This is a genomic window from Arenibaculum sp. (genome assembly GCF_035998295.1).
Lineage (GTDB): Bacteria > Pseudomonadota > Alphaproteobacteria > Azospirillales > Azospirillaceae > DASYHS01.
In genome coordinates this window covers 19,280-40,458 of the sequence record NZ_DASYHS010000261.1, presented here as the reverse complement: position 1 = coordinate 40,458, position 21,179 = coordinate 19,280, and the positions used below count along the sequence as shown (strand labels likewise).

The 21,179-nt window shown below is 67.4% G+C and carries 21 protein-coding genes, 1 pseudogene and 1 other annotated feature; of the genes and pseudogenes, 10 read left to right on the top strand and 12 right to left on the bottom strand.

Annotated elements, in window-relative coordinates:
- Positions 1 to 223: 223 nt before the first annotated feature.
- Positions 224 to 457: a hypothetical protein gene (locus VGO20_RS24350; RefSeq protein WP_327504988.1), complete on the bottom strand. Its 234-nt coding sequence runs from the start codon at positions 455 to 457 to the stop codon at positions 224 to 226.
- Between the two features lie 118 nt (positions 458 to 575).
- Between VGO20_RS24350 and VGO20_RS24345 the strand changes: the two genes are divergently transcribed.
- The 5 genes from VGO20_RS24345 (at position 576) to VGO20_RS24320 (ending at position 6,922) form a co-directional block, all read left to right on the top strand.
- Positions 576 to 1,601 carry a PGN_0703 family putative restriction endonuclease gene (locus VGO20_RS24345; protein ID WP_327504987.1) on the top strand — a complete coding sequence of 342 codons (1,026 nt, stop codon included), beginning with the start codon at positions 576 to 578 and terminating at the stop codon, positions 1,599 to 1,601.
- A 346-nt stretch (positions 1,602 to 1,947) separates the two neighbouring features.
- Positions 1,948 to 2,715 (top strand): IS5 family transposase, encoded by a 768-nt coding sequence (locus VGO20_RS24340; RefSeq protein WP_327504986.1) that lies wholly within the window; start codon positions 1,948 to 1,950, stop codon positions 2,713 to 2,715.
- 299 nt (positions 2,716 to 3,014) lie between these two features.
- The gene (locus tag VGO20_RS24335; RefSeq protein ID WP_327504985.1) at positions 3,015 to 3,803 is read left to right on the top strand and encodes a hypothetical protein; all 789 of its coding nucleotides are present in this window, start codon (positions 3,015 to 3,017) and stop codon (positions 3,801 to 3,803) included.
- 831 nt (positions 3,804 to 4,634) lie between these two features.
- The gene (locus tag VGO20_RS24325; protein WP_327504984.1) at positions 4,635 to 4,838 is read left to right on the top strand and encodes a helix-turn-helix domain-containing protein; all 204 of its coding nucleotides are present in this window, start codon (positions 4,635 to 4,637) and stop codon (positions 4,836 to 4,838) included.
- Entirely contained in the window at positions 4,838 to 6,922 is a 2,085-nt protein-coding gene (locus VGO20_RS24320) for an AAA family ATPase (RefSeq protein WP_327504983.1), read from the top strand. Before VGO20_RS24325 ends, VGO20_RS24320 begins: the two co-directional genes overlap by 1 nt.
- 165 nt (positions 6,923 to 7,087) lie before the next feature.
- Here VGO20_RS24320 and VGO20_RS24315 read toward each other — a convergent pair whose 3' ends face one another.
- The 7 genes and pseudogenes from VGO20_RS24315 to VGO20_RS28670 form a co-directional block, all read right to left on the bottom strand.
- A complete protein-coding gene (locus VGO20_RS24315; protein WP_422652953.1) occupies positions 7,088 to 7,606 on the bottom strand; it encodes a YagK/YfjJ domain-containing protein in 519 nt (172 codons plus the stop codon).
- Between the two features lie 279 nt (positions 7,607 to 7,885).
- Complete coding sequence (locus tag VGO20_RS24310; RefSeq protein ID WP_327504981.1) at positions 7,886 to 8,059, bottom strand: hypothetical protein; 174 nt, start codon at positions 8,057 to 8,059, stop codon at positions 7,886 to 7,888.
- Positions 8,060 to 8,139: 80 nt separating this feature from the next.
- Positions 8,140 to 8,469 carry a hypothetical protein gene (locus tag VGO20_RS24305; protein WP_327504998.1) on the bottom strand — a complete coding sequence of 110 codons (330 nt, stop codon included), beginning with the start codon at positions 8,467 to 8,469 and terminating at the stop codon, positions 8,140 to 8,142.
- Between the two features lie 627 nt (positions 8,470 to 9,096).
- Positions 9,097 to 9,608: pseudogene (locus VGO20_RS24295) on the bottom strand (transposase); the annotation flags it as partial.
- Positions 9,208 to 9,324, bottom strand: a sequence feature (AL1L pseudoknot). Its footprint overlaps the pseudogene before it by 117 nt.
- A 50-nt stretch (positions 9,609 to 9,658) precedes the next feature.
- Positions 9,659 to 9,862 carry a hypothetical protein gene (locus tag VGO20_RS24290; protein WP_327504980.1) on the bottom strand — a complete coding sequence of 68 codons (204 nt, stop codon included), beginning with the start codon at positions 9,860 to 9,862 and terminating at the stop codon, positions 9,659 to 9,661.
- 75 nt (positions 9,863 to 9,937) lie between these two features.
- The gene (locus VGO20_RS28675) at positions 9,938 to 10,294 is read right to left on the bottom strand and encodes an IS3 family transposase (RefSeq protein WP_414639892.1); all 357 of its coding nucleotides are present in this window, start codon (positions 10,292 to 10,294) and stop codon (positions 9,938 to 9,940) included.
- A gap of 32 nt (positions 10,295 to 10,326) precedes the next feature.
- Positions 10,327 to 10,641 carry a transposase gene (locus VGO20_RS28670; RefSeq protein WP_414639891.1) on the bottom strand — a complete coding sequence of 105 codons (315 nt, stop codon included), beginning with the start codon at positions 10,639 to 10,641 and terminating at the stop codon, positions 10,327 to 10,329.
- A 498-nt stretch (positions 10,642 to 11,139) separates the two neighbouring features.
- On the opposite strand from VGO20_RS28670, the gene VGO20_RS24280 reads away from it, so the two are divergent.
- Complete coding sequence (locus tag VGO20_RS24280) at positions 11,140 to 11,811, top strand: hypothetical protein (protein WP_327504979.1); 672 nt, start codon at positions 11,140 to 11,142, stop codon at positions 11,809 to 11,811.
- Positions 11,812 to 12,324: 513 nt separating this feature from the next.
- Here VGO20_RS24280 and VGO20_RS24275 read toward each other — a convergent pair.
- Both VGO20_RS24275 and VGO20_RS24270 read right to left on the bottom strand, forming a co-directional pair.
- Positions 12,325 to 13,083: a metallophosphoesterase family protein gene (locus VGO20_RS24275; protein ID WP_327504978.1), complete on the bottom strand. Its 759-nt coding sequence runs from the start codon at positions 13,081 to 13,083 to the stop codon at positions 12,325 to 12,327.
- A 103-nt stretch (positions 13,084 to 13,186) separates the two neighbouring features.
- A complete protein-coding gene (locus tag VGO20_RS24270) occupies positions 13,187 to 13,759 on the bottom strand; it encodes a transglutaminase-like cysteine peptidase (RefSeq protein ID WP_327504977.1) in 573 nt (190 codons plus the stop codon).
- Between the two features lie 487 nt (positions 13,760 to 14,246).
- On the opposite strand from VGO20_RS24270, the gene VGO20_RS24265 reads away from it, so the two are divergent.
- From VGO20_RS24265 to VGO20_RS24250, 4 genes are all read left to right on the top strand, one after another.
- Positions 14,247 to 15,491, top strand: a complete 1,245-nt coding sequence (locus VGO20_RS24265; RefSeq protein ID WP_327504976.1) for an outer membrane beta-barrel protein — start codon at positions 14,247 to 14,249, stop codon at positions 15,489 to 15,491.
- 263 nt (positions 15,492 to 15,754) lie between these two features.
- Positions 15,755 to 16,348 carry a polysaccharide biosynthesis/export family protein gene (locus VGO20_RS24260; protein WP_327504975.1) on the top strand — a complete coding sequence of 198 codons (594 nt, stop codon included), beginning with the start codon at positions 15,755 to 15,757 and terminating at the stop codon, positions 16,346 to 16,348.
- A gap of 149 nt (positions 16,349 to 16,497) precedes the next feature.
- Positions 16,498 to 18,696: a GumC family protein gene (locus tag VGO20_RS24255; protein WP_327504974.1), complete on the top strand. Its 2,199-nt coding sequence runs from the start codon at positions 16,498 to 16,500 to the stop codon at positions 18,694 to 18,696.
- 97 nt (positions 18,697 to 18,793) lie between these two features.
- Positions 18,794 to 19,378 (top strand): hypothetical protein, encoded by a 585-nt coding sequence (locus VGO20_RS24250; protein ID WP_327504973.1) that lies wholly within the window; start codon positions 18,794 to 18,796, stop codon positions 19,376 to 19,378.
- Between the two features lie 71 nt (positions 19,379 to 19,449).
- On the opposite strand, the gene VGO20_RS24245 is transcribed toward VGO20_RS24250, so the two are convergent.
- Both VGO20_RS24245 and VGO20_RS24240 read right to left on the bottom strand, forming a co-directional pair.
- A complete protein-coding gene (locus VGO20_RS24245) occupies positions 19,450 to 20,853 on the bottom strand; it encodes an O-antigen ligase family protein (protein WP_327504972.1) in 1,404 nt (467 codons plus the stop codon).
- A gap of 23 nt (positions 20,854 to 20,876) precedes the next feature.
- Positions 20,877 to 21,107 (bottom strand): hypothetical protein, encoded by a 231-nt coding sequence (locus tag VGO20_RS24240; RefSeq protein WP_327504971.1) that lies wholly within the window; start codon positions 21,105 to 21,107, stop codon positions 20,877 to 20,879.
- Positions 21,108 to 21,179: the final 72 nt, after the last annotated feature.

The window sequence follows — 21,179 nt, the reverse complement described above, 5'->3', positions numbered from 1 at the left end:
TGGGAGACCTTCGGACACGAGATGCTTATCATTTTCTGATATTTACCTCAAATGCAGTTCGGCCGTAGGCTATTCGAGGGGAGTGATCAGCGACATCCCAACGGAGCACGTATCGACGAATGAGGATGATCCCGGCACTCGAACCGGCCAAGGTCAACACGACCGGGATCCCGGCTCCGGGCGAAGTCGAGCGCCGATAGAAGCGAGCCATGCTCATCCTCGCCTACCGTCTTGTCGCCTCCTCGGCATGGCCGGCATCTTCGATGCCCGTGCCGACGGCAAGGATGGCCATCGCGGGTTCCGGCTCGGGCGCGCTGGGCGCCACGCGTCCGACGTCCTTGAAACGCCGCGGGGCAATGAGGGGACCGAGACGCTGGAAAGGAACGGCGCAGACGGGAGCGAAGTTCCCGCCGGCGCCGCTGCCGCCATGACGGGTCAGCCCCTGCAGCGGGAGCACCGGGCCGTCCAGGCGCCCCACGAAACCGCGGCCTGCCGGATGTCCAGCGGAATTATAAGTCCGGCGCGCGGTATCGGAATGCGCCCCCCGCTTGCAGGCGGCCGTGGATGTGCAAGAGATGAACTTCTTCGGGACCGAACTTGCCTACCAGATCGGGTGCCGCAGAGGCGGAGACTTTCCGCGGTCGGGGATGACGGAGGGGCCGCACGGCCTGCGGACCCTGCCGCTGGCGCACTGGGCAGAGAACCTCCACCCGCTCATCCGTGACGAGGCGATTGCCTATTTCCAGCGACCGAATCCCGACGTCGATGGCGGGATCTCCTGGCACCGCATGCGCGCGCACCTGCTGAGTTCGCAGGTGGCCTGCGTCAATTTCCTGATGCCCTTCGCGACACGTCCGGAAGCTCTGGTGCAGCTGCTGCAGCCGCTCTATCCCGGAGAGGACATCGAGACTCTCCCGATCCACGGCGAGCGGGTGAACGGAAGGCCATGCCATCTCGCCTTCGAGTGGGTGGGCCGCGGGAATCATCTGGACGAGGCGCCACTCGGGACGTCGCTTACGAGAGGCGCCAACTGCACCAGCGCCGATGCGATGGTGCTTCTCGCCATCGGGGGCCGGACCGAGATGTTGCTGATCGAGTGGAAGTATACCGAGAGATATGGATCTCCGCTGCGGAACCCAAACAGGATCGGCACCGGCGGCGCCGAGGAAACCGCCAACGACGAGCGCCGCCGACGCTATGCCGGGAGGCTGTTCTGGCCCGACGGTCCCCTGGCCCCGACCGACGCGTTCGGCTTCGACGATCTACTTTGTGAGCCGCTCTACCAGCTAGCGCGCCAGCAGATGCTGGCCTTCCAGCTACAGCGCGCCCGTGAGGAAGGCGCGGACCAGGTACGGGTGCTGCATGTCGCGCCGCAGGCGAACCGCGCGCTGAACAGGAACACGTCGCCCAGCCTTCGCGGACTCTTTCCCGAGAGGGGCGTGTTCGAGGTCTGGTCGGGCCTTCTGGCCGAGCCGACATGCTTCGTCAAGAGGAACGCCGGCCAGTTTTTCGGCGCCTTCGACGCGCACCGGCATAGCCTCGGTGAATGGCATAACGACATTCGCCACCGCTACGCCAGCGTCTTCCGCTCCTGGCCATGAGCCGCTCGCCATGGTTCCCTCGTGCTGCGACCATGCCGCATCCAGAATCTGGCCGGCGGCCCGCGCGGCGCCTGCCGGACCAGGTCATCACCCGTTGTGGAAGGCGCGGTTCAGCCGAATCCCATCCCGCTTGAACGTCTTCGCCGGCGCCTCGATGGTTCTGTCGCCTTCTCTGATTGTTCGCGCCCGATTGCCCGCGCATGAGGACGATCCACGGCAGCGATCTGGTGCTCCGTCCGTATGGAACGGCGCCTTAAGGGGCGGTTTCCAGAACCCTCGGCGTTCCCCGTTGCACGCGATCGAGTGACCGCCCGCCGGTTTCCGTGCCTTTGGCACGGGAGCGGACATGGGACCGAAGGTGGCGGAGTTGGTGGCGGGCATCATCGAGCGGATCGAGGATCGGGGTCACGGCCCCGGTCGCCCGCCGGTGCCCACCGTGGAGGTCGTCGAAACGCTCCACTTCTTCGTGCGCGAGGGCGTCCAATGGCGAGAGCTTCGGGCGGCGGACGGGTGTTCCTCCGGCTCCACCTTGCGCCGCCGCCTCGACGAGTGGCATTCCATGGCCGTGCTGCGTCGCGTCCATGCGGTCCTGGTCCGCATGGCGCGCTCCGGACCCGACGCCGCCGCCTGGGACGTGGCGCTCGACAGCTGCTCGGTGCGCGCCAAGCGAGGCGGTGAGCTGACCGGCCCGAACCCGACCGACCGGGGCAAGCCCGGGACCAAGTACCACGTCGTGGTCTCGACCGACGGGATCCCGCTGGCGGTCGTTCCTTCCGCTGCGAACGTCCACGACACTCGGCTGTTCCCCGACCTTCTGCGCCTTGCCCAGGTCGTCTGCGCTGCCATCGGCAGGCTGTATGCCGACGCGGGCTACGACAGCACCGACAACCGCTGGCTCTGTCTGCGCGATGGCATCCAGCCCCACATCCGGAAGACCGGCGAGCCGCACGGCTCCGGTCTCGGCACCATCCGCTGCAGCGTCGAGCACGGCTGCGCGTGGCTACTGGCCAACAAACGGCTCGACCGGCGACACGACAGGCTCGGGCGGATTGTCCTCGCCCTCCTCACCGCAGCCTGCATCTTCATCGTTGCAAACCGCATCAGCCCATTCTGAAAACCGCGCATAAAAGGCGATGAACATTTGACTTTCGAAGCGATGGGCCAAAATGGTGCGGTGTATCCGCAGTCAGCGTGAACGACGCTTTCGCAAGTGGGCAAACAAGATGAAGTAGCTCTTGTCCGACAGGCCCTCTCCGTACCATGCTCCTGAGGCTGGATCATCCGTATGGCGCTCGACGAGGCGCATGCTTCACCCTTGAGGTTATCGTGGCCGCCCCCATCTTGCCGACGTCCCCAGTTCCTCATGTCCCAATATCCTTTGAAGTGGAGGATTGGAGCGCCCTGGAGGAGATCGTGGCCGCTCCCCTCCCTCACGCGATTCGGCTGGACATCGAGGCTGCCGTGAACCTTTATGTCGGGAACATCGCCGCCTATGCCGGAGCCGCCAGGAGTTCCGAGATTCGACCGATTCTCAGAATACTGGAGAATAGGGCGAAAAAGCTTCAGGCGGCACTCGGAGACGTCTTAAATTTGTACGCCTCCGACGAAACATTTCTGAAGAATATCTCGATCGTAGATCCAGGGGATTTTGAAAGACAACTCCAAGTCAATCTTTCCGGATGCGACAGCTCCGAACGCCAAAGACGCCCTTATCTGTACAAGCGGACTTGGGATCCAGGGGATTTCCGCAAAAGTCGAGAACGAATTTACAGGCGCACGCTGGAGTTGCTCACGGCCCTGGACGCCAAGGGTTCAGGCTGGAAAGGCGTCTTCGAGATCTACCTTAGCATTTGTGTGCTGACACATCGCAGCTCGCTGGCCCGCGCCAATCTTGCCGGCGCCTCGGGAGCTGAGGGGGACCCATACATCTTCAATTTGCTGAACGCCCTTCTGGACGGCTTCTATGCCTGCGGCAGAAGATCCAATTCATCCAACAGACGAAATGAATTTGTTAGCCATGTTCTTTCGCTTCTGGCCGGTCGCAATGCCATCGTGCCGGCCACACGGCACGGAGTCTTCGAAAGCGTTCCCAAGTCCCTCGCCCTGGCAGCGTGCCTCGACAACGATAAGCTTCCAGCATGGCTTGATCGGGCCCGGCGCGTGCGGGCCCGATCCCGGCGGGCAGCGGCGGAAGCCACTTGATCGACGAAGGATCGCCTCTCTTGGCTCGGTTGTGGCCAATCAGGTAGCGCAGCAGGCTGTCCGGCCAAGTGCCTGAGCACGGCGACTGTCCGTCCGCCGGCGTTCCGGGCGCAGGCTGACGTCCGGAAGGCCTCACGCCGGAGGCATCGCCCCGCAGATACAGGGGCATCAGTGAGGGTCGGCCGCAACTGCGGATACCAAGATGAGGTCCGAGCCTTGGTTGCGGTCATGCCTGCGGATCATCGGCTGGATGCACTCGTGGAGACGGTGCACGCGGTTTCCGCGACTGGCGCAGCGGCGGACATCAGCATAGACCCGAGGGATGGCCGAGCAGGCGATCCAGTTCAGCCGTAGAAGTTCCGGAAGGAATTGGCCGCCGAGACACCGCCGCGAGTGGCAGGCCGTCGGTCGAGACGGCCACATGGCACTTGGCGCCCGGCGCCGCGTGGTCGGGCGGGCTCGGGCCAGTCATCTCGTCCGCGCTTGGCTCTGACAGAGACGCTGTCCACCGCCACGTCCCAGGTCTCGGAGGCGGCTTCCGGTCCGGGGCGGGCCATGTGCAGCAGCACGAGATGATTCGCTCTCACCCGTGCACGACTTCTGACCACCCGGCTCCGCATGGAGTTGTCCGGGGCGCCAGCGCCTGCAGCGACATGCTGGTCCGATACCGCACGGGTCGACCGGCCCGCCATTCGACACCGGAACAACGGCAGCGAACGGCATCGAAAAAACTTCGATTCGTCCTCAAGACCCGTCGCCAAATGTGTGATGAATAGGGGGCTCCTAAAACTGGATCCGAGTCTTGGATCCCCGACAAGGAGCAATGCCCCGATGCAAACACCTACGTTCCATCTGACCAAGCCGGCCTACAGCACCACGGAGGTGCTGGAGCGGATTCCGATCGGCCGAACCAAGCTCTACGACCTAGTGAGGACCGGCCAGCTGAAGGCCACCAAATGCGGTCGGCGCACCCTATTCCTGGCGACGGACATCTCTGCCTTCCTGTCCAGCCTGCCGCAGGTGGGAGGCCGGTGATGGGCCATCCGCTCGGAAACTTCGTTGTTGGCTCCTCTTACTCGCCGCCTGCGGTCTGGGACAGCGGGCTGCTCCCGCTTGTCGCCCCTCCCTGGCCTCAGCCACCCTGGGCCCGACCGGTTAATCTCTACATGCCGCCGCAGTCGCCTCCCGAGGTGGCTCTCTGGTCGGACGTCCATCTGTACGGCATGGTGGCGCTGGGGGTCGTCGTCCGCAAGATCCTGCCGGATGGGCGACGGCACGGCCGGCTGTATAGGGCGGGCTCGTGCGCCGTGGCGCTCAAGCGTTGCGATCACCGTGAGATCGGCCTGCCCCTCGAGCGCGGGGCCTGGATCGACCTGCGCACCGGGGAATGCGGGAGCAACCCGCTCGATCTGTACGCTCGGGTGCACAGGCGATCCTACCGTGACGCGGTCCTCGCCATCGGCGCCGAGGCCGGCCTGATCGGGCCCGGCCGAGAGGTCAGTCGGCTCGTCGAAGTGCGACGCTGGCGTCAGGAACGGCACCCGCTCCATCCGGAGGGCGCGGCGTTCCTCCCGCCTTGGGGCTATCCCGTCGGCAGCGAGTATCTGACCTACTTCAACACTGCCGGCCATGCCGTCGCGCAGGTGATCCGTTATCCCGGCATGGACGGTGGCGTGCTCGACGCCTACCGTTCAATCTGGCGCCACTGCCAAGGTGCGGAGAGCCAGTGGATCGAGACTTTTCCCCAAAGCCCCTATCCGATCTTCAACGCTCACGACGTCTTCCGACGAGCGGATTGCGACGTGATTCTCGTGGAGGACGAGTTCGTGGCCCGCGATCTGGCATTCCGGCACTCAACTCACGTGTTCTCCGCCGTGCCCGGAGGCCTGCGAAACCTGCCGCAGGCCGATTTGAGGGGGTTGCGGAATCGCCGTGTCAGGATCGTTCTTCGCCAGAATGACCTTTGTGCGGGCCTCCAGATCCATGACGCCTTGCGTCAGGCCGGCGTGGACGATCCCTGGTTCTCCCTCGACCATCACGGGCCGGCCCGACGCTTTGCCGACATGGCCGAGGTGGCGGCCGCAGAAGGAATAGAGCTGCTGCCGTGTCCGGCCGCCGCGTCACCATCCGAGTCGGTCGTCGTGTGGGCGGCCGGCGGCCCGGTTCCGGACGGTGACGTCGAGCGGCAATGGATTCTCGATCCGATCGTGCGCGAGGGCGATCTCGTCTGGATCTATGCCGAGCCGAAGATCGGCAAGACGTGGCTCGCGTTGGCGCTATCCCTTGCCGCGAGCGTCGGCGGGGGGCAGGTGGGGCCGTGGACGGCCGTGGAGCCGGTCGGCGTGCTCCACGTCGATGGGGAGATGCAGGCGCCGGACCTGAACCGCGCGATCACCATGGTGATGGCGGGGGCGGGCAATCGGCCATCGGCGCCCACTTTCGCCGTCCTGTGCGCCAAGTCCCAGCCCGACGGCATCATCGATCTGACCGACGATGTCTGGCAGCACGAAGTCGAGAAGCTGCTCTCAGGCCGGAAGGTCCTGATCCTGGACAACTTTCAGTCCCTGACCGACAACGGGCCCGGAGCACTCAAGCTGATCCTGCCCTGGCTGCGGCGCCTGACCCGGGCCGGGATCGCGGTAATCATCATGGACCACACCAACCGCGATGGGGAGCTCCAGGGCAGCTACGGCAAGGCGCGCATCGCGGACCTGAGCATTGCGATGCGTCACGCGAGCGATGCCGACAAGGCCGCGGGCATCATCTCGATCGAGTTTCCGGCCGCCCGTCGGCTCCATGGAGCCGACGCCGATCCGTTCCGGATGCAGCGCGTCTTCACCGACGACAGCTTCGCCTTCCATCTCCTTGCCAATCCTCTCTCCTCACTTCCCCCCCTGTCGCCGCAAACCCTCCAGCGGCTCTGCGAGATGGCGCGGGTGGTGGTGGCCAGGGAGCGCGGCTTGACCTTCCTCCAGATCCGAGACCGGCTCGGCATACCGGCCTCCACCGCCTGTGGTCACATGAAGGCGGCGCGAAACCTCCCCGGACCGGAGCGCGAGGCCTTGGAGGACGAGTGCCGACGGCTGCGGGTGGAGCCGGACGGCTCGTCCTCCAGCTAGCCGCGGGCGTTCGGCCGAGGTGGAGCCATTCGGGTCCCGAGAGGGTTGCCCGAATGGCTTTCTTCCCTTCAACCCCTTGATGCTCCACACCTTCTTCGTGGCCGTTCGCGGGTTCGCTCGATTCGACCTACCGGGAATTTCGCCCCTCCGGGGCTCTCCGTGGGGCTACAACAGGGACGCGCCGAACTCCCGCACCCTGGGCGGCGCCATGCCCTTGCCCTGCGGCTTGGCCAGATAGGAGCCGAGCGCCAAGGCGTCCGAGCGGCTTCTCTCGTACTCGCGCCAGTGGGCTTCCGGGTCCCCCGTCGTTGCTTTCGGCGGGCGACGGACCATCACGTGCCCCGGGGTCTGGGTACCGGAGTAAACGTGGCGGCAATGGTCGATCAGGCCGCCCGGCGCGACACCAGTCAGCGCCGACCAGATCCTCTCGGCATCGTTGAGTATGCCACGCGGGTTCTGGACCTTCGAGCCATCGACCATGAGGACGAAGTGATAGTGCGGCACGCCGCTGCTCACCTGCTCGCGCACCCAGACGTACTGGGAGTCAATGCCCCAGTAGAGCAGGATTTCTCCCAGACGCCTGATGAAGATGGACAGCTCAGCGTTCTTGCCGTCGTGCGCATAACCGCTCGGGAATCGGACGTCGAACCTGATGACGAGGACTTTGTTGTGACGTTCCAGCATCCCGTCCAGGCGCTCCCTGATCGACCGGCAAACCCACTCAATTCCGTCACAATGAGGCTTCATTTTCAGTACTCATCAGTTTTCCTCTCTCATATTAATTTGCTTGACCGATAGAAAACTAAACAACTAGCGCAAAAACTCTACAGTTATCATAGTCATTGATGGGCCTTATCAATAATATTACCATATACCCAGGCCGGCACCCCTTCGGGAGTTCAGATCTCCCTGAGGAATGCCGACGACAGGTCCATGAAAGTCCGATGTTCTGGATTCCGATACTTAACTCGGCCAAGGCGTGGTTGCGGCGACGGAAACGGCCACGTTCGATTGCCCTTCGGGGTCGGCCGCATCGGGAGCCTTCGACGGTCGAGACGCAAGTCGCAGCAGCACACAGGCAACCGCCGTGGCGAGGAGGAGCGCGGCGGCGCAGATGCCCGCGTCGCGTGTGGTCATGGTGGTTCTCCTTGTCGGGTTGATCGGGAAGCGAGGGAATATGGAGGTTCGTCTCGCCGCGCCGGCCCCACGACGGCGCATCAAGGACCGCCGGGATACCGGGTCGCGGTCAGGGTCAGCAGGCGGTAGACCGTTTCGGGGTCGGGCCGGTCGACCAGGCGGGCGACGGCGGCAGGATCGGGCACGGCGATGCTCCAGGACACCCGCAGCGCGCCGTGGAGGATCATGCCAGAGACGTGACCGACGTGGAGCCCGACGGCGCAGGCATGGACTTGGTTGGCGAGCTTGTGGAGCGCCGCGGCGAGATTGCGATCGGCCAGCAGGATCACCCCGCTGACCAGCCATACGACGTGGCCCGGGTTCGGGGGCGCCGCGCGCGCCGGCGGCGCATGGCGTGGGTGGTCGTTCAACGTTGGCCTCCTTCGGTGGGTGTTGGCCGCGCGCGGTCGGGCGACGTTCGGACCGCATGCCGACAGCGGCCGACCGCGCGCGGCGTGGACGGGGACGCCCTGTCGGCCGTCGAGGCGGGTTCGACGAACGCCTGAAGATGACGGACGCGAGCACGGGAGAGGCTTGGCGCCTGAAGGTCCGCGAGACCATCCTGCCCAGGAAGAGCGCGAGGCGCTCCCAAGGACATTTCGATCTTTGGTGCATCCCCGTTCGGGACGTCGCCCCGGCCAGATCGGCGTCCTCTCCGCGGCGACAGGGCCTTTATCGGGCGACCTTCGGCCTCGGGTGGGCGCGTCGACGAGATGATATAGGCCTGAAATCCGTCGAGAAGCGCCGCGACCGTCGAAGCGGCGGGCAGGCTCGCCTGGAACGGCGAGGCGGGCGCGACATTTGCCCGAGCCGGCCCGCCGCCATGCGGCGCGATCATCGTGGTTCTTCGGTAAAGTCTGGTCACCACAACACAAACCCCTACCGAGGGTGACCACGATGACCGACGAAATGATGGCACTGCGCAGCATGCTGGAAAAGGGCACGGATGCCGATGTGTTGCGCGAGATGATCGGCTTCGCCGCCCAGCGGCTGATGGAGTTGGAGGTCCAGACCCGCCGGACAGCCTCGCTCAGCCCAGCGTCGTTTTGCGAGCGGGCCGGCGCCTTGGACGGATCGGCACGGCGGGCGACATGGGCGTGGTAGGTCGACGGGGCGATCGGCAGCACCTTGCAGATCGGCTCGACCCCGTGGACGGCGCGATGCGCGTCGATGAAGGCGATCATTTCCTGAACGGGCGGTCGAGCTCCGCCTGAGCGAAATAAGCCGAGGCCTTGCGCAGGATCTCGTTGGCCTGGCGCAGCTCCCGGTTCTCCCGCTCCAGAGCCTTGATCCGCTCCCGCTCGTCCGTCGTCGACCCCGGCCGCTTGCCCTGATCGCGTTCGGCTTGGCGGACCCAACCCCGCAGCGTCTCCGCCGTGCAGCCGATCTTCGCCGCGATCGAGCTGATCGCCGCCCACTGCGAGGCGTGCTCTCCGGTGTGGTCAAACACCATCCGCACCGCGCGCTCGCGGACTTCAGGGGCGTATCTGGGTGATGTCTGCTTCCTCATGATGACCCCATCCTCTCAGGAAATGGGGCCTCCGGGAAACCCGGGGCGGTTCAGACCGTGACCAGCGCCAAGCGCCAGGGTGCCAGACCCGGTTGGCCGTGAACGGCATAGAAGGCCCGGAAGTCCTCGTCCTGGTACAAGGCGCTGAACTCGTCGCGCAGCCGCATGGTGACAGTGCCCTTGGGAAAGACGGCGCGAGCAATGCGGGCGGTCTCGGCAGGGATTTCGCCGATCGACTGTAGATGAAGGCTCATGACTGACCCTTCCTGCTCAATCACGGATCAGGAGGATGAACCGTTCTCAGGCATGGAGCAATTCGCCGACAGAATCTAGGTGATGTCGGCCACCCAGAGCCGGTTCGCCGCCTCGGCCCGGAAGTTCCGGTCGACCAGGTCGAGCGAGGGCCTGGTCCCGGAATCCCGGGTCGTGGTGCGGATGCCGCGGCGCCGCGTGACGCCGGCCAAGCCCGCCGTGCGCATCAGCCGGGCCACGCGCTTGCGCCCGACCCGGATACACTGGTCCCGCAGCTCAGCATGGATGCGCGGGGCGCCATAGGTGCCCTGGGAGGCGAGATGCGCCGTGCGGATGCGATGCAGCAGGTCGGCATCGATCCGGGCATGGCGGGACGGCTGGCGTTGCCGCCAAGCATAGTAGCCGGCCGTCGAGACGCCGAGCACCCGGGCCATGGTGCGGACGGGAAAGCTGGCCTAGTTCGCGCTCATGAACCGGAAGACCCGGACGGGATCGTGCCGGTCTCCCGTGCGAACCAGGCCGTGGCCTTTGCCAGAATGTCGCGCTCCTGGCGCAGTTGCCGGTTCTTCCGGCGCAGGCGGTTCAACTCGTCGCGCTCGGCCGTCGCCAGGCCGTCGCTGCGGTGGCCGTCATTAAGACCGGCCTGGGCGACCCAGTTCCGGATCGTCTGCGACGACGCATCGAACTCTCGGGCGAGATCCGCAGGATTCCGTCCGGCGCGAACCAGCTCGACCATCTGGCGCCGGAATTCCGGTGGATAGGGCGGGCGTGTCTTGGGCATCGATCTGCACCTCCAAAGCAAGCTTCAGGGTGTTCATCGAGGCGGGTCAACTCCAACTCCAGTTCGCCCTGCATTGGTCGACTTTCCCTGTTGTCTTGCGATTCCGTCACAAGTGAACCAGTGGTGATGCCACAAGAACTGAGGGTTGCAGATCCGTGAAGTGGCGGGCGGTTCAGGCTCTGCCGTTCCGCTCAGCTCCTGCATCCCGGGCCGACGGCTTCCGCGGCCGGATGCGCACACTGCCGGCCGAGCGGGCGCAGCCGTGCGCTTGACAACGGGGAGCGGAATAGGGGCGCGTGCCGGATGCCCTACGGCGATTGGCCGTCGCCGCACGTGGCGGGCTTCCGTCTGGAAGTTTCGAAAGAGGGGGTTCGGCGGCAAAATACCTCTATCGGTTGACTTAGTTCGGGAGGCGGCGTATAGCTTCGACACGGAATCCGATCGGGGTGGGTGTGCGGGAATGCAGCCCCGTTGGGTGCGATGCCAGCGAGGTGCATGATGAAGTCCAGCCTGCGCAATTTCCTTCTCCTCGGGGCCGTGGTCGGTGCTCTCAGCCTTCCGGCGGTACATGCCCAGGCGCAGCAGGTGTTGCCGCCCAGCGTCTCTCAGGCCCTGGAAGCGGCGGTCGCCAGCGGCAATGGCGGTGCCATCGAGGCACTAATCGCGGCCAACCCGGCGGCGGCGGCGCAGATCGCCGAGGCGGCGCTCCAGGCGGCCGACGCCCTCGTGGCGACGAATCCGGCTGCGGCTGCCAGCGTTGCGGCCGCGACGACCAACGCCGCACGGTCCCTCGTCGCGACCAATCCGGCGGCGGCGGCGAGCATCGCGGCCCACGCGACCCGGATCGTTTCGGCGCCAGCGGTGATCGCGGCGGCGCCGGCGGCGGCGGCGCAGGTGGCAGTGCAGGCGACCCAGGTCGTCTCGGCACCGGCGGTGATCGCGGCAGCGCCGGCGGCTGCCCAGCAGGTTGTGCAGCAGGCGCAGGCCGTGACCAGCAACCCGACGGTCCAGCAGGCCGCTCCGCAGGCCAGCCAGTCGGTGGCTCAGCAGGCCCAGCAGATCAATCAGCAGGTAGCGCAGCTCCCCCAGCAGCCCGCCCGTCAGCCGCCCCAGATGATACCGCCGGTCCAGACGGCGCCGGAAAGCCGCAACCAGGCCAGCCCGAGCTGAGGAGCGGATTTCTACTCGGGGGCCGCGCGAGTACGGGCGGGGAGCCGGGGCTGTGCCCCGGCTCGTCGTTTCCGGGCGTGGACGACGTGCCTGGGTGATGGCGTGTCACTCGCCCGCAGCCCGGCTCTCCTCGGCGAGGGGGCCGCAGGCGCCGCCTCGGTGGGCCGGTCGGGGACCGCCGTGCCCACTCCGCCGGGAAACGTGCCCAGGCCGGAGCTGCCCGGGCCCGCGGAGAGGCCGATGCCGCCGCTCATTCCGGCCGCTGCGGTCTCCCGGCACGCCGAGTCGGAGCTGGCCGGCGATCAGATCAGGTCGATTTCCATGCGCTCTTCGGAGCCCTGCGCCCGGACGCTGGAAGGGTCCAGCGCGAGGGCGGCGGCCGAGCGTCGAGTGGACGGATGCATGGCTTTCGTCTCCCGGTCTGGAGGGCCGGGGCTTGTCCGGCTCTCCAGACCGGAGGAACAAACGGCGGCAGGCCGTGCCGCCGCCCATTCCCTTCCGGCGTCCGGCGGATCAGGCCTGGAGCAAGCGCTGCGTGTCGTCCTCGAGAACGAGGCAGGTCAGGCGCCCGGTGGCAAAGGCGCCGGTATCGATGCCGATGCGGTTGCCGCGCAGCTCGGGTTCAGGGCTGACGGAATGGCCGTGGACCACAACGGCGCCGTGGTCGGCCGGCGAGTCCAGGAACTCCCGCCGGATCCACAGCAGGTCGCGCTCCTGCTGGCGGTCGAGGGCGATCCCGGGGCGAATCCCGGCGTGGACGCAGAGATAGTCGCCGATCCCGAAACGGGGGAGAAGCCGCCGCAGGAATGATTCGTGATGCGGGGGCAGGCGGGAGCGCAGACGCTCGCGGGCGTCCGCGAGCTTCTCGGCCGGACCCGCCCCTGTCGCGAGCGTCACGCCGTAGCTCGCCAGCGTCGCCTGGCCGCCATGGCCCAGCCAGTCCGCGCCGTCCGTCTTGCCGTCGAGGAAGTCGAGCATCGCCTCCTCGTGATTGCCTTTCAGGAACACGGACTCGAAGCCGGGCAGCGGAGGACCCGACAGGATCTCCAGAACCGCCTTTGCGCCGTGGCCGCGATCAACGTAGTCGCCGAGATAGACGGCGGTCCTGCGCCCGGCTGCCTTCGCCGCGTCCGCCAGGATCCGGTCGTGGAGCCGCGCCAGGAGGTCGGCGCGGCCGTGGATGTCGCCCACGACATAGACGCGCAGGTCCGCCGGGACCCGCGGCGCGCGTCGCGCCGTCCTTTGATGTCGCCACTTGGGAAATCCGAGCACGCAGCCCTCGTTGCATCGCATGCCCCTGCGGGGGTGGGGCATCGGGACAGCAATAGAGCGCATCGCGCCGGCAAGCAAGCGGATGGCCTCGCGGCGGTCGCCCTTACCCGAGCAGGCTGACCCAGTGCGGGTGTCCGGGCATTTCCTGGCTTACCCAACGATAATCGAGGTCGCCGACAGCCATGACCCTGTCGAAGCGGTTGTCGAGGACGTAGTCCCCGGCGACGGTCGAGACGACCAGGACCAAGTGCGGTCCGCCGCCGGGAATCTCCGCCAGCGTGAGGCGCAGCGCGCCGCGCGGCCAGCCGCTGCGGACCAGCTCGTGCAGCTTGGTCACGGCGTAGTCGTCGCAGTCGCCGAGGCCGGCCCCGTCCAGCATCACCCAGCGGTCGCCGGCACCATACAACTCCGTATCGGAGCCCGGGCGGATGCGGGCGTTGACTGCGGCGTTGATCCGCTGCAGCTCCTGCGCGCCCTCCTCGGACAGGATCGCGCGGCAGGCCTCGTCCTGGCTGGCGTACTCGTCGCAATAGACGTGATAGCCGGGAGGGGGCGGGACGGGCGAGCGGGTGCCGCCGAGGCGCGCCGTCTCCGGCAGCCCGGCGCCCGTGCAGCCGGCCAGCCCCGTCAGCAGCGTCGCGCACAGCGCCATGGGAGGGCGAAAGGGAAGTCTCATCGCAAATCCGAGGCGTTCCGGTGTGTCCACGCTGCAAGCTTAGCCGCGGCGGCCGCCCGGTGCGCGGTGGCAAACGGGCGTGGTTCCGTGCTCTGTCGCCGTACGCAAAGGCCGCTGCCGGTCGGGTGGGAGTTGGACACCGCGCCAGGGTGGGGTAGGCCCGGCGCGACGCTGCGGGCCCGCTACCCCATTCTTGTGCGCCGTCGACCCCGGGGTGGCGGCCGGCCGTCTGTGCAAGGGCTGTTGCGCACGGGCAACGATGCGACTTCAGGGTGCATCATTAATTGACAAAATGGCGGAGTAGCGTTATGCCCAAAGTGGTACGACAGAGTTGTTGTCCAGGCGCTTCGATCGGAGAGGCCGACGCGGCGGCGCCGCGACGGTTTTTGCGGAACCGGAGAGAGCAATGCCAAACCCCCGAGGCGCGAGCCGCTCCGCAACCAGCCGGACGCGCTGCCCGGCCCAGAAAAGTGGATACCGACGGATCATGAGACGCGTTCTCCCCCTCCTGCTCTGCAGTGCCGCCACGGCGGCCGCGGGTCCGGCCGTCGCACAGGATGACCAGCGGGGCGTACCGGTTCAGGAGCGGGCGCGCCCGGACTACGATCCGATCAACATCCGCGTCGGCTCCTTCCTTCTGGCGCCCGAGGCGTCGCTGATCCAGGAATACAACGACAACGTCTTCGCCGAGGACACGGACACCGATGCCGACCTGATCACGGTCGTGGCGCCCAGGGTCGAGCTGTCGTCCGACTGGAGCAGGCACGCCCTGAGCCTCGATGCCGGCGCGGAGGTCGGGCGGTACTGGGACAACACCGACGAGAACTACGTCGACTACGGCATCGGGGCGGACGGCCGCCTCGACGTGCTGCGGGAGACGTTCGTCACCGGCGGACTGCGCTATCAGCACCTCCACGAGGACCGCGGCGATCCGAACGCGACGGCGGCGGCGCTGGAGCCGGTGCAGTACGAGCTGCTCACCGGCAACATCACCGGGTTCCGCGGCCTCGGCCGGACCTCGGCACGGGTGTTCGGCAACTTCCGCAGCTACGACTTCGATACGGTGCCGCTGCAGGGCGGCGGGACCAGCAACGACGACCTGCGCGACCGCAACGAGTACGAGGCGGGAGCGCGCTTCAGCTACGAGCTGGTGCCCGACGTCGTCCCCTTTGTGCAGGCCGCGTACAACTGGCGGCGCTACGACCGCGTCGGCGCCGTCGACCGCGATTCGAGCGGCTACCGCGCCGAGATCGGCACCACCCTCGATTTCGGCGGGGTGACGACGGGCGAAATCTTCGCGGGCTATCTGCGCCAGGACTACGACGCCGCCCAGCTAGAGAGCGTGGACGGCATCTCCTTCGGCGGCTCGGTCCTGTGGAGCCTGACCGCGCTGACGTCGGTCCAGGTCGCGCTCGCGCGCACCGTCGAGGAAACCTCGAGCGCCAACGCCTCCAGCTTCCTGTCGACCGTCGGCTCGGTGCGGGTCGATCACGAGCTGCGGCGCAACGTGCTGCTGAACGGCCGCGTGAGCTACGGGCAGGACGACTACCAGGGCATCGACCGCGAGGTCGACGTCCTGGAGGCCGGGGCCGGTGTGCGTTACCTGGTCAACCGCAACCTCTCCGCCGGCCTCGGCTACACCTACAAGGACAAGAACGTCGACGGCGCCAACGGGGCGACGGGCGACTACACGCAGAACGTCATCCTGCTGTCCGTGACCGGCCGTCTGTAAGCATTCGAACGCGGGTCCGAGCGGACCTCGCGAACCGATACTGGCCGGCTCGATCGGGCCGGCCGTTTTCTTGTCCGCATCGCACGCCGTCGGTGCCGGCGGCGCGCGGGGCAACAGGGTTAACCCAATCTTGACGCTCTACGTCTAAGGTGTGCCGCGATCGATATGCGCCATGCACCCCGGCCGCCCCTCGAATCAAGAGCAGGCTCGCGGACGGGGACGTGGCGGGACCGACATTTCCTGGACGAGGCGAGGCGTTCTCGATGAACAGACTGACGATGCGCAGGATTCTCGCGCGACTCCTTCGTTTCTCCTTCCCTGGGCACCTGGCCGCATTCTGCTTGCTGGCGCTTGCGCTCGCCGTCGTTCCCGTGGCGCGTCCCGGCGCCCAGGAGGCCCCCGAATACACGCTGGGCACCTCCGACAAGGTGCGCGTCACCGTCTTCGGCGAAAACGACCTGTCGGGCGAGTTCGAGGTCGATACCGGAGGCGGCGTTTCGCTGCCGCTGATCGGCACGGTCCACGCCAAGGGGCGCGGCATCCGCGACCTGGAACGCGCCATCGCCGAAAAGCTCGCGGACGGCTACCTGATCAGTCCCCGCGTCAGCATCGAGGTCCTCAACTACAGGCCCTTCTTCATCCTGGGCGAGGTGCAGGACCCCGGCAGCTATCCCTACGTCAACGGCATGACCGTGCTCAACGCGATCGCCCTGGCCGGCGGCTACACCCATCGCGCACGGCGCGACCGGATCGAGATCGTGCGCGGCGGCGAGGCCGGCGAGGTGCAGAAGGACGCGTCGGAAACGTCCATCGTGATGCCGGGAGACATCATCCGCGTCCCGGAGCGTTTCTTCTGATTTTAGCAAATGTTTAACTCTGCGTCGTCATCCTCCTTCCCGGTCATTCCGCACGTTCGTCACGACCGGACGCAGCGGGGGGCGGCGCCTATGGATATTGGATTCTCGACATGGCTTCGATCACTCCGGCCGAAGAACGTTCGGATCGAGTGCGGCAGCTGACCGCGATCGCCGAAGACATCGATCTCCGGCAGGTCCTGAGGATCCTCGATCGCCGCAAGGCGATAATCCTCGGCCTGCTCGCCCTGACGACCGCGCTGGCCGGGCTGATCGCCTTCCAGCTGACCCCGCGCTACACCGCGGAGGCGATCGTCATGCTCAACCTGCGCCAGACCAAGGTCGTCGATTTCGAATCGGTCATGTCGGGACTGTCGCCCGAAGCCTCCGTCATCCGCAGCGAGGTCGACGTCCTCACCTCGCGCGCCATGGTCGGCCGGGTCGTCGACCGCCTGGAGCTCGACGGCGATCCCGAGTTCAACGCCGACCTGCGCAAGGACGCCAGCCTGCTGGATCTGGTCCATCCCCGCAACTGGCTGCCGGCTGAGCTGTGGGCGGCCGTCGCCCCGGTGGAGAAGGAGCTCGCGCCCGAGCGGCGGCGCATTCTCGATCGCTCGGCCCTGATCGACGCCGTCTCCCGCCGCTTGAGCGCCTCGAACGACGGGCGCAGCTACAGCATTCGGATCAGCTTCACGTCGGAGGATCCGCACAAGGCGGCGCTGATCGCGAACACCTTCGCCGACCAGTACCTGGTCGACCAGCTCGAGGCGAAGTTCGAGGCGACCAGGCGCGCCAACGAATGGCTCAGCGTGCGCCTGGAGGAGCTGCGCGACCAGGTGCGCCAGGGTGAGCAGGCGGTGCAGGCCTTCCGCGAGCAGTCCAGCCTCATCGAGACCGGGGCCACCACGGTCACGACACAGCAGCTGGGCGAGCTGAACACGCAGCTCGTCCTGGCGCGCGCCGAGCGGTCCCAGGCCGAAGCACGCCTGCGCAGTGCCGAGACCATGGTGAAGTCGTCGGGCGGCGTGGAGGCGGCCGGCGACGTGCTCAACTCGCCGCTGATCCAGCGCCTGCGCGAGGAGGAGAGCGAGGTGCGCCGCAAGGAGGCGGAGCTCGCCACGCGCTACGGCCCGCGCCATCCGAGCCGGCTCAACGTCGCGGCTGAGCTCGGCGATCTGCAGAAGAAGATCGGCGAGGAGGTGCGTAAGATCATCCAGTCGCTGGCCAATGAGGTCGAGGTCGCGCGCGCCAAGGAGCGCAGCCTGCAGGCCACGCTGGGTGAACTCGAAGTCAAGGCCGGGGTCGGCCTGCGCGCCCAGGTGCAGCTCAACGAACTTGAACGCGAAGCCGAGGCGAGCCGCACCCTCTACGAGAGCTTCCTCAGCCGCTTCAAGCAGACCAACGACCAACAGGATCTCCAGGAGGCCGATGCGCGCGTCATCTCCAGCGCGGAGGCGCCGACCGTTCCGTCCTTCCCGAAGAAGAAGCTGATCCTCGCGCTTGGTTTCGTCATGGGCGGCTTCCTGGGCGTTCTCGTCGCCTTCGTGCTGGAACGCCTCGACCGCGGGTTCCGCGGCGGCGAACACATCGAGCGGCTGACGGGGCTGCCCGCGCTGGGCCTTGTGCCCAGCCTGTCCCGCCGGGCGGCGAGGCAGCCCGAGGACTACGTGCTGAACAAGCCGCTGTCCTCGTATTGCGAGGCGCTGCGCACCATCCGTACGGCAATCCACTTCTCCAACGTCGACGACCCGCCCAAGGTGGTGATGGTGACCTCCTCGGTGCCGCGCGAGGGCAAGAGCACCTTCTGCACCTCGCTTGCGCGCGTCGCCGCCCTGTCGGGGGCCCGCGTCCTCCTGATCGACTGCGACCTGAGACGTCCGCGCATCGGCAAGATGCTCGGCGCCGACAAAACCGGCAACGTCGCCGATCTCCTGACCGGCGCCTGCACGCCGGAGAATGCGGTCCAGATCGATCCCGGGAGCGGTCTTCATTATCTCGTCGCGAGGTCGGACACGCCGAACCCGCAGGATCTCCTGGGCTCGCACCAGATGGAGAAGCTGGTGCGCAGCCTGCGCGAGGTCTATGACCTCATCGTCCTCGACACGCCACCGATCATGGCGGTGTCGGACGCCGCGATGCTGGCCAAGCTCTCGGACGCCTCGCTGTTCGTCGTCCGCTGGGCCGACACGCCGCGCGAGGTGGTGCTGGGCGCGCTCAAGCAGCTCGACACGTTCGGGGCCCGGGTTTCCGGCGTGGTGTTGAGTCAGGTGAACGTAACGAAGCACGCCAAATACGGCTACGGGGATTACGGCTACTATTATGGCCGGTACAAGGAATACTACGCGAACTGACCCGGCCCGGGGCGGCCGGGCCGGGTCGGTCGCCGGGCTGGGACTGTCGGCCCTGCTTCTGGCCCTCGGCGTTCCATCGCTGGTTGCGGAGCTTTCCTTGCTGCCGGGCGATCCGGTGCTGCATGCGATCCGGACCGGCGGCGCCTGGGACGGCGACGGCCTGGACCGCCTCGTCGAGACGCGCGAGCGGGCCGGTCGGTGGTCCGGGGACGGCCGGCTGCTGACCGACCTCGCGCTGGCGCAGATGCTCCAGGCGGACCCCCCCGCATCCCCGGATGCCGGCAATGCCCGGCTGTGGGAGCGGGCGGAGGCGAATCTGCGCGCCGGCTTGGCGCGGTCTCCGGCGAGCCCCCATGCCTGGGCGCGTCTCGCACAGGTTCAGCTGGTCAACGGCCGTCCCGCGGACGAGGTGGTTAAGGCGCTGCGGATGTCGTTGATGACCGGGCGCAACGAGCGTGAACTCGCCTTGCCGCGCCTAGCGGTCGGTAATCAGGTGCGACACGCATGGGATGCCGAGATGACGGACGAAATGCTGGACCAGATCCGGCTGGCATGGCACACCCACCCGCAAGGCCTGACCCGGTCGGCGATTCGGCACGGCTATGCCGATCTGGCCCGCGGCGTGCTGGTCGAAGACCTGAAGGCACTCGCGCGCTTCGAGGCGTATGCCTCCCGCCTTTGACCCTGCCACACCCGCCGGCGCCAAGCCGCGGGCTGTTCAGTGCCGACGTTCCCTCGCGATGACATGCGGGGTCAGCCGTCGAGACGCGAGCTCCAGCTCTGTGCCACGCCGAGCGCCAGCAGCGCCGTGAATGTCGCGGCGACAGCCGGTATCTGCAGGCTGAAGTCGAGAAGCGCATGGGTCGCCACCAGGGCGGTAGCGCCGCAGGCGAGTGCCGGATAAAGGCCGTCGCGCCGGCGCGTCAGCCCGGCGCGCAGGCAGCGCAGGAAGGGCAGGGCGAAGAGGCCGATCAGCAGGGCGGCGCCGGGCAGGCCGAGATCCATTGCGCTCTCCAGCCAGTCGTTGTGGCCGCGGTCGAAGCGAATCGCCACGTCGGCGGTGCGATAGAGGGGGAAGGTCCGCTCGAAGGTGCCGTAGCCGAAGCCGAGATGGGGGGAATCGGCGATCGCGCGCTGCATCAGCGCGTAGACGGGAAAGCGGCCGTTACCGGTCTCGAACTCGGTGGCGCGCAGCCGCAGCAGCGTGCCTTCGCCGCTGAAATTCGTGACCGCCAGCAGCGCCAGAAAGACTGCCGCGGCGACGGGCAGCCGGCGGCCGCGGCGTTGCCCCGGATTGAGGAGGAACACGATCAGGAACACGGCGATTCCGATGCCCGTGCTCACCATGCCGGCACGGGAATGGGAGAGGAGGAGGGCGGTCGCCAGGATCGCCACGGCGCCGAGCAGCAGGCTGCCGCGTCCGGCCAGCGCCTGGATCCGTCGCAGCAGCCGCTCTCGCCGGGGAGCCTGCTTGCCGTCGTGCCGGAGCAGCTGCCGCGCGAGGAGGCCGATCGCGGCCAGCAGGCAGAGTCCGGCATATGTGGCGAAGGAGTTGCGGTTGACGAATGTGGCCGTGATGTCGCCGTGATAGGCCCATTTTTCGAACCATAGGACGAGCCCAGCGCCGCTCAACTCCATCGTGAGGCCGTAGGCTGCGTAGGCGGTGCCGATCGCGACCAGGGCGGCGAGCAGTCGGTGGGCCCGGCCCGGCTCCCGTCCCGCCTGCAGCACGAGCCAGAACAGGCTGGCATGGCCGAGCAGCGTGGCCAGCGCGGTGAAGCTGCGCGCCGGATCGACGCTGATCGCGCCGACCGGTTCGGTGCTGAGCGCTGTGGCCGCCTCGTCCCAGATCGGATGATGCCAGGCGGCCGGCGTCAAGCTCAGGCCCTGGAAGGCGATCCAGCCGGCGAGCAGGGCCAGGAGCAGGCCTTCGGCGGCGAGTCGCCGCAGCGGGATCGCGCCGGGCCGTCCGGCGACCGCGCACCGCAGCGACCAGACAGCCAGCATCAGCCCGACGGCGACGGCGAAGGCGGCCCCGGCCCAGGGCCGGGCGCCGCCGAAGGGCAGCGGCAGCAGGGCCAGCAGCAGGATCAGGGCCCAGATTCGGGCTCCCGCCTCGGTTTCTGGGGCGGGACGTCCGACAGTCGCGGCAGGCATCGTGTTGGTCCGGACGGCGAGGTTCAGCGCCGCAGCGGTGATCGACCGCCGGGCCGCGCCCGGCCCGCCCGGTTCCAGGCCAGGACGGCCGCCACCGCCAGCAGCGCCACCGGCCAGAACACGGCCGAGAGCAGGGCAAGGACTGGGTGGGGCGACGGCGTCGCGCCGTTCAGGCTGTACAGCGTCGCGAGCGCGAACCAGATGGCGCCGATTCCGTAGGCCAGTGCCAAAGAGTATTGGATCCAGTCGTCCATCGGCCATCCCGCGAGCGTCGTGTGAACGCAGGATTCGCGGGCAGGCTTAAAATTTGGTGAACTTCGGCCGCG

Bases quoted from the DNA above. Each gene is read 5' to 3' on its own strand.
- VGO20_RS24345 (WP_327504987.1), top strand. From the start codon at position 576: ATGAACTTCTTCGGGACCGAACTTGCCTACCAGATCGGGTGCCGCAGA.
- VGO20_RS24340 (WP_327504986.1), top strand. From the start codon at position 1,948: ATGGGACCGAAGGTGGCGGAGTTGGTGGCGGGCATCATCGAGCGGATC.
- VGO20_RS24325 (WP_327504984.1), top strand. From the start codon at position 4,635: ATGCAAACACCTACGTTCCATCTGACCAAGCCGGCCTACAGCACCACG.
- VGO20_RS24320 (WP_327504983.1), top strand. From the start codon at position 4,838: ATGGGCCATCCGCTCGGAAACTTCGTTGTTGGCTCCTCTTACTCGCCG.
- VGO20_RS24315 (WP_422652953.1), bottom strand. From the start codon at position 7,606: ATGCTGGAACGTCACAACAAAGTCCTCGTCATCAGGTTCGACGTCCGA.
- VGO20_RS24310 (WP_327504981.1), bottom strand. From the start codon at position 8,059: ATGACCACACGCGACGCGGGCATCTGCGCCGCCGCGCTCCTCCTCGCC.
- VGO20_RS24290 (WP_327504980.1), bottom strand. From the start codon at position 9,862: ATGAGCCTTCATCTACAGTCGATCGGCGAAATCCCTGCCGAGACCGCC.
- VGO20_RS28675 (WP_414639892.1), bottom strand. From the start codon at position 10,294: ATGGCCCGGGTGCTCGGCGTCTCGACGGCCGGCTACTATGCTTGGCGG.
- VGO20_RS28670 (WP_414639891.1), bottom strand. From the start codon at position 10,641: ATGCCCAAGACACGCCCGCCCTATCCACCGGAATTCCGGCGCCAGATG.
- VGO20_RS24280 (WP_327504979.1), top strand. From the start codon at position 11,140: ATGAAGTCCAGCCTGCGCAATTTCCTTCTCCTCGGGGCCGTGGTCGGT.
- VGO20_RS24270 (WP_327504977.1), bottom strand. From the start codon at position 13,759: ATGAGACTTCCCTTTCGCCCTCCCATGGCGCTGTGCGCGACGCTGCTG.
- VGO20_RS24265 (WP_327504976.1), top strand. From the start codon at position 14,247: ATGAGACGCGTTCTCCCCCTCCTGCTCTGCAGTGCCGCCACGGCGGCC.
- VGO20_RS24260 (WP_327504975.1), top strand. From the start codon at position 15,755: ATGAACAGACTGACGATGCGCAGGATTCTCGCGCGACTCCTTCGTTTC.
- VGO20_RS24245 (WP_327504972.1), bottom strand. From the start codon at position 20,853: ATGCCTGCCGCGACTGTCGGACGTCCCGCCCCAGAAACCGAGGCGGGA.
- VGO20_RS24240 (WP_327504971.1), bottom strand. From the start codon at position 21,107: ATGGACGACTGGATCCAATACTCTTTGGCACTGGCCTACGGAATCGGC.